This is a genomic window from Pelomicrobium sp., from assembly GCF_036803785.1.
Lineage (GTDB): Bacteria > Pseudomonadota > Gammaproteobacteria > Burkholderiales > UBA6910 > Pelomicrobium.
In genome coordinates, this window is sequence record NZ_DAIRTR010000089.1 from 1 (window position 1) to 12,722 (window position 12,722).

Consider the following 12,722-nt stretch of genomic DNA (forward strand, 5'->3'; position numbering starts at 1 on the left):
TTGCTGTGCCTGTTCGCCATCTTTCTGCCTTCGTTTCTGTTGGTCTTCGGCGTCATGCCCTTCTGGAGCCGGCTGCGGCATATGCGAGGGATCCAGTCGGCGTTGCTGGGGGTCAATGCGGCGGTGGTGGGCCTGCTCCTTGCCGCTCTGTACAACCCGGTCTGGACCAGCACGATCCGCACCCCAGGGGACTTTGGCCTGGGGCTTGCGGCCTTTGCCCTGCTCGTCTTCTGGAAGCTGCCGCCCTGGCTGGTGGTCCTGCTCACCGCCGTGGGCGGGGCAGCCGCGGCGGCCTGGGCGGTCTAAGGTCTGAGGGCAGCGGCACCCGCTTCAACGCCAGGTCGGCGGGCGGGTCGCCGAGCCTTGCCCGCAGCAGCGCCGGGTAGAGATCCTCCCCGGCCACGAGACCCCGCTCCCGGCCACCAGCGCTCACCCAGGCGCCCTGCCCCGGCAATGGATCGAGCAGGCTCACCGTCTTAGCCTTGATTTCCTTGTCCGCCGCAAGAAGCGCGAGCAGCGCTGGATCTGGGATTCGAGCGCCTCCCAGCTCCGCCGCCTGAGGGTTATTGCGCCCTCCCCTTAAGGGCGGAGGCGAACACCGCCGAACCCAGATCCCAACAGGTACCAGTAACTCGTTTGGGCTCGCCCACCGATGGCTGCTCGGGCATCGGGCGTCTTGGCCGGAAGATGGAGCGCGGCCACCTACCGCTTGAAAACCGTCGGATGTGGGCGTCGGCGCCGTTCAGCAGCAACAGCGCCTCCCCCACCCTGGCCGTCTCCTCCCCGTTACACGCCAACCACTTCCGTGCCCTGGGCTCAGGCGGCTGCCGTGATAATAAGCGCCAGTGCGGCGCCCTTCAGCCGAGTCATCGCCGTCTAGATCATCGGTGCGCGCGGGCCGGCGCGTGGCGACGAGGCGAGAGGAGCGGTTTACAGCGCTTCGAACACGCCGGCGGCCCCCATGCCAGTGCCGATGCACATGGTTACCATGCCGTACTTCTTCTTGCGGCGCTTGAGGCCGCACATCAGGGTCGCAGTACGGATCGCCCCCGTCGCTCCCAAGGGGTGTCCCAGGGCGATGGCGCCCCCCAGGGGATTTACCTTGTCCGGATCGAGGTCTTGGTCGCGAATGACGGCCAGTGCCTGGGCGGCGAAGGCTTCGTTCAGCTCGATCCAGTCCAGGTCTCCTTGGCGCAGGCCCAGGCGCGCCAGCACCTTGGGGATCGCTTTGACTGGACCGATGCCCATGATCTCGGGGGGCACGCCGGCCACCTCGTAGCCCAGAAAGCGGCCCATGGGTGTCAGGTTGAACCGCTGACAGGCCTCGCCGCTCGCCAGCAATACCGCCGCCGCCCCGTCCGAGGTCTGGGAGCTGTTACCGGCAGTGATGGTCCCCCGGGCGGCGAAGACGGGCTTCAACCTGGAGAGGGCCTCGAGGGAAGTGTCCCGGCGCGGCCCCTCGTCCAGGGAGACCTCCCGGGCGTCCCGGTGGACCGCCCGGTCTTCCAGCCCCGGGCGCTTTTCCACCACTGTATAGGGGACGATCTCCTCTCGGAACTCGCCTGCGTCGATGGCGGCGACGGCTCTCTGGTGACTGCGCAGGGCAAAGGCGTCCTGGTCCTCACGGCTCACCTGCCAACGGCTCGCCACTTTTTCTGCCGTGATCCCCATGCCGTAGGCGATGGCCACATGCTCGTTCTTGGCGAAGATGTCTGGGTTGTAGGACGGCTTGTTGCCCCCCATGGGTACCATGCTCATGCTTTCGGTGCCTCCAGCGATGACCACATGGGCCTCGCCCAAGCGGATGCGGTCCGCCGCCAGGGCCACCGCTTGCAATCCCGAGGCGCAGAAGCGGTTGATGGTCATGCCCGGCACCGAATCGGGCAGCCCCGCTAGCAGCAGGGCGATGCGGGCCACGTTCAACCCCTGCTCCGCCTCCGGCATGGCGCAGCCCACGATCACATCCTCCACCGCCGCCGGGTCCAGGCCCGGAGCTCGCTGGAGCACCGCCTTGAGCACGTGGGCAAGCATGGCGTCCGGGCGCGCGGTCTTCATCACGCCCCGGGGCGCCTTGCCGACCGGTGTGCGGGCCACCGCCACGATGTACGCGTCTTCGACTTGCCTGGTCATCATGAACCTCCGCGTCAATTCCTCAGGGGCTTGCCGGTCTTGAGCATGTGCTCGATGCGGGCCTGGGTCTTCTCGGTGGCCAGCAGCGCCATGAACGCCTCTCGCTCCAGGTCCAGGAACCACTGCTCGTCCACCATGCTGCCCGGGCTCAACTCTCCGCCGCACAGCACGTGGGCCACTTTGCTCCCCACCAGGAAATCGTGTTCGGAGATGAAACCTCCCTCCAAGAGGTTCACCATGTGGGCCTTGAAGGTGGCGATGGCGGACTCGCCGGCCACGGGGATTTCCCTCGCCCGAAGCGGCGGACGGTAGCCTGCCTCGGCCAAAGCTCGCAGCGCGTGCTTGGCCGCGTGCAGGAGCTCGAAACGATTCATCACCACCAGGTCGCAAGGACGCAGATAACCCAGCTCCCGGGCATGCTCGGCGCTCTTGCCCACCTGGCCGGTGGCGATGGTCTCGAAGGCTCGTTTGAGAAAGGGAAACAGGTCACCTCCCTTGGCTTCCTGGGCCGCCCGCAGGGCGAACTCCTTGCATCCGCCCCCCGCGGGCACCAGCCCCACGCCCACCTCCACCAGGCCGAGATAGCTCTCCAGGGAGGTGACCGCCCGGTCACAGTGCATGACGAACTCGCAGCCGCCACCCAGGGCGAGGCCATCCACCGCCGCCACCGTGGGGACCAGGGAGTATTTGAGCGCCTGGGTGGTTTTCTGGAATTGCTCCACTACTTTCTCGATGCGCGCCAGCACAGGCGCTTGCAGCTTGTCGGCCACGTTGAGCCTGCGCGCCGCCTTCATGAGGAGGCTCGTCGCGTTCCGTTTGAGGCGCTTCACCATTTTGTCCAACACGGACGGCGGCTCGTCTTTATGCTTCATGCGCTCCGACACCCTGGCCAGATTCGCCCCCACCGAGAAGGGCGGCTCGGTCTGCCACAGGATGAGACCCATGAAGCGGCGCTCGGCCTCTTCGATCGCCCGCAGGGTTCCCTCCAGAACATCTTCGCCGATAGTGTGCATCTTGGTCTTAAAGGAGAGGATGGCGATGTCATCCCCCGTGTGCCAGCAACGCACTGCCTCGGTCTCGAAGATGGTCTCTCCGTAGCTCACTTCCTCCCCGAGCAACCGGTCGGGAAATGGCTGGCGCTTGTATACGGGCAGCCTCGAGCGCCCCCGGTAGGCGTTGGCGCTGGGCGAATAAGAGCCCTGGGGCGCGTGGACACCGGCACGAGTGGGCTCGCTCGCCCAGTCAGGAAGCGGTACGCCGGCCATGGCCTTGCCGGCGGCGATGTCCTCCATGATCCACCTAGCCACCTGGGCCCAGCCGGCCGCCTGCCAGATCTCGAACGGACCCCGGTCCCAGCCGAAGCCCCAGCGGATGGCCAAGTCCACGTCCCGGGCGTTGTCGGCGATCTCCGCCAAATGCACCGCGCAGTAGTGCCAAGCATCCCGGTAGATGGACCAGATGAACTGGGCCTGGGGGTGGCTGCTCGCGCGCAGTCGGGCGAACTTCTCCGCCACGTCCCTGCTCTTTAGGATCTCCACCACTGCCTCGTCGGCTTCGGCATCGGCCGGCACGTAGTCGCGCTTCTTCAGGTCCAGGACCTGGATCACGTCCCCCACCTTCCGGTAAACCCCCTGCCTGGCCTTCTGCCCCAGGGCGCCTTGGTCGATCAATCCCTGAAGCCATCCGGGGATCTGGTAATACCGATGCCATGGATCGGCAGGGAGCGCCTCCCGCATGGTCTGTACGACATGGGCGAAAGTGTCCAACCCGACCACGTCCGCCGTGCGGAAGGTGGCGCTCTTGGGCCGCCCGATGAGGGGGCCGGTGAGCTTGTCGACGAGGTCGAAGCGTAAGCCCAGCCGCTCGGCGTGGTGGACGGTGGCAAGCAAGGAGAACACTCCCACCCGGTTGGCGATGAAATTGGGCGTGTCCTTGGCCCGGATCACCCCCTTTCCCAGGGTGGTCACCAGAAAGCCCTCGAGGGCATCCAGGATGGCCGGGGCCGTCGCCTGGGCAGGGATCAGCTCCACCAAGTGCATGTAGCGCGGCGGATTGAAAAAGTGCACGCCGCAGAAGCGGGACCGCCGCTCTTCGGGCAGCGCCTCAGCCAGCCGGTTAATCGAAAGCCCTGAGGTGTTGGTGGCGAGAATCGTCTTTTCGGACAGATGGGGCGCCACCTTGCGATACAGGTCCGCCTTCCAGTCCAGGCGTTCGGAGATCGCCTCGATCACGAGGTCGCATTCCCGCAGTAGCGCCAAGTGCTGGTCGTAATTGGCGGGCTGGATGTGGTCGGCGTAGCCCGGAAGCGCGAGGGGGCTCGGGTCGAGCTTCCTCAGCCCTTCGATCGCCTTGAGAACATTGGCGTTGGGATCGCCCTCCTGGGCGGCAAGCTCGAACAGGATGGGCTCGATCCGGGCGTTGACCAGGTGGGCGGCGATCTGGGCACCCATGACGCCGGCGCCCAGGACCGCCACCCGGCGGATCCGGAGATCTTCAGCGCTTGTCATGATCAAAAGGTGTGGGAAAGCTGCATTCCGATGATGTCCACCTTGTTGTCGTATTCGCCGCGCACCGTGGTGGTGAAAGCCGGCGCGCCCGCAATCGGCTCCGTTTTGTTGATGGAGGCGTCGCGCACGAACAGGTGTGCGTAGCCCACATCGATGGCCGTGCCCGGGGAAAACCGGTACTGGGCGCCGATCGCCACCCAATAGCGGCTTTCGTCCGGAATACGCACCGTGCGGAATACGTCGGGCACCGGGGTTTCGTCGTACGCTACACCCGCGCGGAACTTCCATGCCTGGCTGTGCCGGTAGTTCACCCCCAAGGCAAAGCGCCAGGCGTCGTTCCAGTTCTCGGGGGTGGAGCTCAAAAGGGCGCCCGTGTTGCGGTCCACGATATCGAGCCGATCGAACTTGCTCCAGCGGGTCCAGGCGACGTCCCCCAGCAGCTCCCAGCGGGGATTGAGCTGGTGTACGAAACTCAGCGTGACGATGTCAGGCAGGGTAATTTCCGCCTTGGCCGGTGTGGTCCCCGAGGGTGAGGTGAGATCGCCCTCCACCTTGTGCTCGATTTGGGACTGATAGGCGAGCCCGATCCGGGTCGACGGCGTCAACTGGTGCAGGATTCCGAGGGAAAAACCGAAACCCCAGGCGTCGCCCTCCACCTTGGCCTGCTGAGCGCCGGTGGGATCCAAGGGATTGACCGCCGTCGTCAACTCTGCGTCGGCCCGCTGGGCCCGCAGGCCCAAGCCCACCGAGGTGGTGGTATTGATCCGGTAGGACACGGTGGGAGTGATGGCGATGGTCTTCAGCTCGGACTTGATGCCTTGGAAGCGCCCCACCCAGTCCTGGTCGTATTGCGTCTTCAGGCCGAAGGGGGCATTGATGCCGAGGCCGACGGTCCAGTCCGGGTTGAGCCCGTGGGCGTAGTACAGGGCTGGCAAGAAGACCCAATCTCCGGCATCGCCCCCGTTGTTGGTGCCCAGGAGGGTAGGTACGGGAAAGGTGGTGGAGGAGCCCTGGTTAGTAAACTTGGCGGAAGGCCGGATCGCGTTTAGGGACACAGCCAAATCGCGGCCCTTGAGAGCGCTCATGCCAGCGGGGTTGAAGTAGACGGTGCTCGCGTCCTCGACCGCCGCCGCCGTGCCGGCGTAGGCGTTGCCCAGGCCGCTCGCGTTCTGCTCGAGAAGCTGGAATCCGGCGGCCGCGACACCTCCCGCAAACCCCATCAGACACCCAGCCGCCCCTAGCCCTACCCATAGCCGCTTCATGCTTTTCCCCATCGCTTCTTTCTCCTCTTCTGGGTGCAGGTGAATGTTCCATGACGGCCCGCTGCACCGGAACGGGCCGCGATTGCCGAACCCCGACCGGAGCTCTCCCGAAGCGCCACTTAAGGCGACTCCGGCGGCACCACCCGGGGGCGGCGCTTCTCGTCCACCGCCACATAGGTGAGCGTGGCCTCCGTGACCTTGACGCATTCTTCCTCCGCCGGGTTGCGCTGGGCGTAGACCTGCACGTCCACGGTGATGGAGGTCCGCCCCACCCGGACCACTTCCGCGTACAGGCTTACCAGATCGCCGACGAAGACGGGCTGCTTGAACACGAAGGAGTTCACCGCCACCGTGGCCACCCGGCCTCGGGCACGGCGCATGGCCGGGATGCTGCCCGCGATGTCCACCTGGGCCATGATCCAGCCACCGAAGATGTCGCCCAGGTAGTTGGCGTCCGAGGGCATGGGTACCACCCGCAGTACCGGCTCCCGCCCTTGAGGCAGCCGCTGGGTTTCCATCTGTTGCGTCGTCATGGCTCAGTGGCCCTTGTACAGAGAAGCGACGATTTCCTGATAGCGCTCCAGCACCTTGGCGCGCCGCACCTTCATGGTGGGGGTGAGCATACCGTTTTCCACGGACCATGGCTCCAGAACCACGGCGGCGCGCCGGATCTGGGCGTAGCCCGGAAAGTCCTTTACCTGCTGGGCAATGCGCTCGAGGACCGCGGCCTCGAGTTTCTTGCTGCATAGATCCGCCTCGGCGTCGGGGTTGAGCCCGAGCTGCCCGGCGAGCGTCTGCCAGCGGTCGACATTAAGCACCGCTAGCACGGACAAGTAGGGCCGTCCCTCACCCAGCACCATCACGTGTTCGAACAAGGGATCGCGCAGGATCGCCGCCTCCATGTCGACCGGCGGCACCTTCTCCCCTGTGGAAAGCACGATGATGTCCTTGAGCCGGCCCGTGATGTAGACCCGCCCCGCCTCGTCCAGACGGGCGGTGTCGCCCGTGTTGAGCCAGCCGTCCTCGCTCAGGACCGTCCGGGTGGCCTCCTTGTTGTTCCAGTAGCCCAGCATGACGTTGGGACCGCGCACCAGGAGGGCCTCTTTGTCCCCCAACCTCACCTCGACGCCTGGCAGCGGCAGACCCACGCTCTCCGGTACGTTGTCGTCCAGCCGGTTGGTGGTCACCACGGGGCTGGCTTCCGTGAGCCCGTAGCCCTGGAGCACCGGCAAGCCGAGGCCGATGAAGACCCGGGAGATGTCGGGCGAGAGGGCGGCGCCGCCGCAGATGGCCGCCCGCACTCGCCCCCCCAGCCGCTCCAACACCTTGTCCGCCACTAGGCGTTTGAGCACCGGCCAGAGGAAGTTCAAGGGGTGAAGCTCTCTTCTTCCCTGGGCGTGCTCGAAGCGGGCATAGCCCACCTCCACCGCCAGCTCGAACAGCTTGCGCCGGGGGGCAGGCGATTCGCACAGCTTCTGGCGCAGGGCGGCATGGACGCGCTCAAAGATGCGCGGCACTGTGATGAGCAAGGTGGGCCGTACCTGTTGGAGATCCTCCCCGAGGGACTGCACCGAGCGCGCGTAGGCCACCGGCGTTCCCGACATGATGGAAAGGTAATAGCCCACGGTGCGTTCGAAGGTGTGGGACAGGGGCAGGAAGGAGAGCATGAGATCCTGGGTGGTTACCTCCATGGTCTTGAGACAGGCGGCGGCGTTGCTGAGGATGTTGCGGTGGGAAAGCATCACCCCCTTGGGCCGTCCGGTGGTGCCGGAGGTGTACACGATGGTGGCCAGGGCATCGGGCGCCATCGGCAGACTGCGGGCCTCTGCGGCCCGCTCGGGCAGCCACTGATCCACCGCCATCAGCCGTGGATCGTCCCGAAGCCCTCCCAAGGACTTGAGGCTCAACAACCGCACCACGCCCTGAAGCTGGTCCTTGACCGCGGCGAACGCCCGCCATTGCTCCATGCCCTCGAACAGCAGGAGCTTGGCCCCCGAGTCGCGCACCACATAAGCCACGTTGTCCGGACGGTCGGAAGTATAGAGGGGCACCACCACCAGCCCGAGCCCCAACGCCGCCTGATCGAACTTCACCCAGGCAGTCCCGTTGGGCAGCATGAGGGCGACCCGGTCGCCAGGTCTGAGCCCGTCCCGCTCCATGGCCGCCTGCCAGCGGGCGACTTCCGCCGCCATCTGCTTCCAGGTGTAATCCCGCCAGGCGCCTGCGGCAGGATCATATTCCCGGTAGGCAACGGCCTGCCCCGAGCGGACCACGCGAGCGCGAAACAGCGCGGAGAGGGTGGCCACCTCCTCCAGGGGAATGATGTCCACGTTGGCAAATGCGGGCCTATCCATGGATCTCTCCTCCGTCGACGAACAGATCCAAAAACAAGGGTTGCCCAGGGCTCACGGCATAGCCGTCGAAATCCTTGACCCCCTCGGCCCGCAGCACGTCCTCGTCGAGAAAGAAGTTGCCTGTCACCCGCCGGCTGTTCTTGGTGACGATAGCGTAGGCGGCATCGGCCACGATGGCCGGCGTGCGGCTGCGGGCGAGGAACTCTCGCGGGAAATTGAACTCGATCGCCGCCGTGGCGATGAGGGTCTTCGGCCACAGGGAATTCACGGCGATGCCCTCGGGAGCAAGCTCCGCCGCCATGCCTAAAGTGCACAAGCTCATTCCGTACTTGGAAATGGTGTAGGCCAGGTGGCCCTTGAACCAGCGGGGGTCCAGCTTGAGGGGCGGTGACAGGGTGAGGATGTGAGGATTGACCGCACGTCTAAGGTAAGGCACGCAGGCTTGCGACGCGGCGAAGGTGGCGCGCAGGTTGACCGCTATCATGAGATCGAAGCGCTTCATGGGCGTCTCCAGCGTCCCGGTGAGGGAGATGGCGCTGGCATTGTTCACCAGCACGTCGATGCCGCCGAAGCACGCGGCCGCCTGCTCCACCGCATGGTGGAGCGCGGCGTCGTCGCGCACATCGAGCTGCAAGGCGAGGGCCTGACCGCCCGCGCGCTCCACTTCCTCCGCAACGCTGTAAATCGTGCCCTTAAGCTTCGGATGGGGCTGGGCGGTCTTGCCGGTGACCACCACTTTCGCCCCGTCTCGGGCGAAGCGCAAGGCGATCTCCCGGCCGATGCCGCGGCTCGCGCCGGTGATGAAAACCGTCTTGCCTTCCAGGGTTTGCATTTTCTGTCGATTCGTGCCTATTGGCCCACAAACCGCGGCGCACGCTTTTCCACGAACGCGGTCACCCCCTCCGTCATGTCGGCAGTGAGCGCGCAGCGGGCGAACGACTGGATTTCCTCCTCCATCGTCGGACCAGGGCGCCGTCCTGTAGGCCGAATACCAGGGCCTTGGTCTGCCCGTAGGCGAAGGTCGGATCTGCGGCAGGGCGGGCGGCGATCTCCCGGATCTTCGCCTGCAGCGTGGCCGCGGGTACCACCCAGTTCACCAGGCCCAGCGCCTGGGCCGTTGCGGCGTCAAGGGTTTCCGCCAGGAACATGAGCTCCAAGGCCTTCTTTTCCTCCATGAGCCGGGGCAAACAATAAGTGGCCCTCCGTCGGGGCAGACGCCAATGCGGCTGTAGGCCAAGCCGAAACGGGCATCGTCGGCGGCGATGGCGAGATCGACCGTCGCGACAAGGCTCACTCCAGCCCCCGTCACGGCCCCCTGGATGCTGGCCAGCACAGGCTTGCCCATGCGCCGCAGGCCGAGCACGGCGGCATTGAGGTCTGCCTCAACAGCCCGGATCAAGGCTGGCAGATCGCGTCTGCGCCGCTGAAACAGCTCGACTTCGCCCCCTACGAGAAACGCCGGGCTCTCTGCCCCGATCACCACGGCACGCACTGACGCCTCTGCCTCCACCTGTTCCACCGCCCGGCGCAGCTGGGCCACCATTTCCCCGCCCAGGGCGTTCAGCGCCTGCGGACGGTTGAGCACGATGACGGCCACCGCCCCGTCGCGCTCGATCTGCACGCTCTCGCTCATGCCATCTTCCTCGCCCCCACGGCTTGGGCCGCCGGCTCCGCCTTTCTGGCCATTCCAAAATCCGGCGGGAAGTCGTCCACCTTGATGACCTCCCGGCGCAGCGCCCGCGCCTGGGCAAGCACCTCGAACTCCTCGGGGGTGATGATGCCTTGGTCCAGGCCGAGCCTCGCCTCGTCTTCCCACCCGCGCGCCGCAAGCGCTTTGCGTTTCGCAGCCGCGCGCAGCTTCGCCTCCACCGGCTCGGCTCGAATGGCCGCCTCCAGTGCCCGCTCAAGCTGGGCAAGGGGCTCTTGCGGCGCTTTCGGCAGGTAGATGCCGGCGGTGAGCCGATCCCGGACTGCACCGGGCGCGAGCAGCCGCTCCACCACCTCGTGGCCCAGGCGATCGTCCGGGGGCGTCCGGCGCCGGCCGAGGGGCAAGATGATCGCCCGCAATAGCCGGGCCGTGAAACGGCCGGGGAAGTTCTGGATCAGCCCGGCGAAAGCGTCTTCGATGCGGTGGAGGCTGTCTTCCAACCCCCAGCGCACGAGGGGCAGGTCTTCCGCCGGCCGGCCTTCGTCCTCGTAGCGCTTGAGCACCGCTGAGCCCAGATAGAGCTGGCTCAGCACGTCCCCCAGGCGGGCGGAGATGCGTTCCCGGCGCTTCAGAGACCCGCCCAGGGTGAGCATGGCCAGGTCGGCCGCAAAGGCCAAGGCGGCCGAATAGCGGGTGAGCTTCTGGTAATAGCGGGCAAGGGCTGGGGCGCCCGGGGCCTCCGCACCCCGGCCGTCGGTGAGCCCGAGGACGAAACTGCGCACCGCGTTGGAGAGAAAGAAACCAATGTGGCTCCACAGCGCCTGGTCGAAAGCGGCACGGGCCTGCTCCGGGTCGGCTTCTCGGGTGGCCGCGATTTCCTTGAGCACGTAGGGATGGCAGCGGATGGCACCTTGGCCGAAGATGATCATGCTGCGGGTGAGGATGTTGGCCCCCTCCACCGTGATGCCGATGGGGGTCTGCTGGTAAGGCCGACCCAGGAGGTTGCGGGGACCGAGGCAGATGCCCTTGCCTCCGTGCACGTCCATGGCGTCGTTGATCACTTGGCGTCCCCGCTCGGTCAGGTGGTATTTGCAGATGGCCGAGACCACCGACGGCCTCTGCCCCAGGTCCACCGCGCCTGCGGTCATCCGCCGCGCCGCGTCCATCACGTAGGTGTGGCCGGCGATGCGGGCAAGCGCCTCCTCCACCCCCTCGAACCGCCCAATGGGCATCTTGAACTGGACCCGTACCCGGGCGTAGGCGCCGCTCACCCGGGCGGCGAGTTTGGCACTCCCCGTGGCCGAAGCCGGCAGGGAGATGGAGCGGCCCGCCGCCAAGCATTCCATTAGCATGCGCCAGCCCTGGCCCACCCGGTGGCGGCCGCCGATCACCCAGTCCAGGGGGATGAACACGTCCTTGCCCCAGGTGGGGCCGTTCTGGAAAGCCGCGTTCAAGGGCAGATGCCGAGGCCCAATGTGAACGCCCGGGTGCCCCGTGGGAACCAACGCCAGGGTGATGCCCAGGTCTTCCTTGTCCCCGAGCAACCGCTCTGGATCGTACAGGCGGAAAGCGAGGCCCAGCAGAGTCGCCACGGGACCCAGGGTGATGTAGCGCTTCTCCCAGGTGAGGCGAATGCCCAGGACCTCCCGCCCTTCGTGCTCCCCGCGGCCCACGATCCCAAAATCCGGGATGGCACTGGCGTCGGAGCCGGCTTCGGGACCCGTCAGGGCGAAGCAGGGAATCTCTTCGCCCCGGGCCAGGCGTGGCAGGTAATAGGCCTTTTGCGCCTCGGTGCCATAGTTGAGGAGTAACTCCGCGGGGCCCAGGGAGTTGGGTACCATCACTGTGACGGCGGCAGTGCCGCTGCGGCTTGAAAGCTTGGCAATCACCTCGGAGTGGGCGAGCGCCGAGAACCCAAGACCGCCGTACTCCTTGGGAATGATCATCCCTAGAAAGCCCTTGTCCTTGATGTACTGCCACACGGGAGGGGGAAGATCGAACCACTCGTGGGTGACGCGCCATTCGTCCACCCGGGCGCACAGCTCCTCCACCGGGCCCTCCAAGAAGGCCTTCTCTTCCTCGGAGAGCTGAGGCTTGGGCGTGGCCAGGAGCCTTTTCCAGTCGGGCCGACCGCCGAAGAGCTCCCCGTCCCACCACACGGTGCCCGCCTCCAGCGCTTCCTGCTCGGTGGCAGAGACCTGGGGCAGGGCGTTTTTGAAGGCGTCAAACAGCCGGTCGCTCGCGAGCGCCCGACGCAGCGGCGTCAGGTTGAGGGCCACCGCCGCCAGGGCAAGCACCGCCAGCAGCCACACGAGCCACGCTGCCCCTCCGCCCAGGGACACGAAAACGAAGGCGGCGAGGGCCGCCCCGGCCCAGGCGAGCCCAGAGACGCGGTGCATCGCCAGCGCTGCGCCCGAGGCAAGGAGGACCACGATCCAAGCAACGGTTACCATATACGCCTCCAATGGTGTCTCAAGCGAGCTCGGCGATTCCTCCGTACGGACTCATCCCCTGGCCGCATCAAGCCCGCTTGCCCTTGCTTTTCGCTTGTTCCACTACCCGGGGCCGCGGCAGCGGGGCCGTCAGCCCCCCCACGGCAAAGGGGATCAAGTGCCGGATGATGGTCTCGGGCCGGTCGCTGCCTTCCAGGGCGTAGCTACAGATCAGGCGCAGGGCATCATGGCCCGCCATGCTGTAGGCGATGGCGCCGAACAGGAAGTGCAGCCGCCATACCAGTTCCTCCTCGGGGATGTGGGGCAGCGCCCGGGCGAAAGCTGCCTTGTAGCGGGTCACCACCTCCCGGTACTGCTCGGGGAGGAAG

The 12,722-nt window shown here is 66.4% G+C and carries 11 protein-coding genes and 1 pseudogene; 1 reads left to right on the forward strand and 11 read right to left on the reverse strand.

The features are described from left to right. Positions 1 to 306, forward strand: a 306-nt coding sequence (locus tag V7Q81_RS10890; protein ID WP_333843125.1) for a chromate transporter, incomplete at its 5' end; no start/stop codon positions are given. On the opposite strand, the gene V7Q81_RS16115 is transcribed toward V7Q81_RS10890, so the two are convergent. The 11 genes and pseudogenes from V7Q81_RS16115 to V7Q81_RS10940 all read right to left on the reverse strand — a co-directional run. After that, the gene (locus tag V7Q81_RS16115; protein WP_442954815.1) at positions 263 to 628 is read right to left on the reverse strand and encodes a chalcone isomerase family protein; all 366 of its coding nucleotides are present in this window, start codon (positions 626 to 628) and stop codon (positions 263 to 265) included. The genes V7Q81_RS10890 and V7Q81_RS16115 overlap by 44 nt on opposite strands. A gap of 302 nt (positions 629 to 930) precedes the next feature. Then, positions 931 to 2,130 (reverse strand): acetyl-CoA C-acyltransferase, encoded by a 1,200-nt coding sequence (locus tag V7Q81_RS10895; protein WP_333843152.1) that lies wholly within the window; start codon positions 2,128 to 2,130, stop codon positions 931 to 933. 14 nt (positions 2,131 to 2,144) lie between these two features. Continuing rightward, positions 2,145 to 4,637, reverse strand: coding sequence for a 3-hydroxyacyl-CoA dehydrogenase/enoyl-CoA hydratase family protein (locus tag V7Q81_RS10900; RefSeq protein WP_333843129.1), 2,493 nt, complete (start codon positions 4,635 to 4,637; stop codon positions 2,145 to 2,147). A 2-nt stretch (positions 4,638 to 4,639) separates the two neighbouring features. Further along, on the reverse strand, positions 4,640 to 5,911 hold the full coding sequence (locus tag V7Q81_RS10905; protein ID WP_333843131.1) for an OmpP1/FadL family transporter: 1,272 nt from the start codon (positions 5,909 to 5,911) through the stop codon (positions 4,640 to 4,642). 107 nt (positions 5,912 to 6,018) lie between these two features. Then, positions 6,019 to 6,432, reverse strand: coding sequence for an acyl-CoA thioesterase (locus V7Q81_RS10910; RefSeq protein WP_333843134.1), 414 nt, complete (start codon positions 6,430 to 6,432; stop codon positions 6,019 to 6,021). A 3-nt stretch (positions 6,433 to 6,435) separates the two neighbouring features. After that, the gene (locus V7Q81_RS10915; RefSeq protein WP_333843136.1) at positions 6,436 to 8,253 is read right to left on the reverse strand and encodes an AMP-dependent synthetase/ligase; all 1,818 of its coding nucleotides are present in this window, start codon (positions 8,251 to 8,253) and stop codon (positions 6,436 to 6,438) included. Further along, positions 8,246 to 9,085: an SDR family oxidoreductase gene (locus V7Q81_RS10920; protein WP_333843139.1), complete on the reverse strand. Its 840-nt coding sequence runs from the start codon at positions 9,083 to 9,085 to the stop codon at positions 8,246 to 8,248. Before V7Q81_RS10920 ends, V7Q81_RS10915 begins: the two co-directional genes overlap by 8 nt. 73 nt (positions 9,086 to 9,158) lie before the next feature. Then, positions 9,159 to 9,350, reverse strand: coding sequence for a hypothetical protein (locus V7Q81_RS10925; RefSeq protein WP_333843141.1), 192 nt, complete (start codon positions 9,348 to 9,350; stop codon positions 9,159 to 9,161). After that, positions 9,347 to 9,886 carry an enoyl-CoA hydratase/isomerase family protein gene (locus V7Q81_RS10930; RefSeq protein ID WP_333843144.1) on the reverse strand — a complete coding sequence of 180 codons (540 nt, stop codon included), beginning with the start codon at positions 9,884 to 9,886 and terminating at the stop codon, positions 9,347 to 9,349. The genes V7Q81_RS10925 and V7Q81_RS10930 overlap by 4 nt, the downstream gene beginning before the upstream one ends. Beyond that, the gene (locus V7Q81_RS10935) at positions 9,883 to 12,354 is read right to left on the reverse strand and encodes an acyl-CoA dehydrogenase (protein WP_333843149.1); all 2,472 of its coding nucleotides are present in this window, start codon (positions 12,352 to 12,354) and stop codon (positions 9,883 to 9,885) included. The genes V7Q81_RS10930 and V7Q81_RS10935 overlap by 4 nt, the downstream gene beginning before the upstream one ends. A gap of 67 nt (positions 12,355 to 12,421) precedes the next feature. Further along, positions 12,422 to 12,722 (reverse strand): annotated as a pseudogene (locus tag V7Q81_RS10940) (hypothetical protein); the annotation flags it as partial.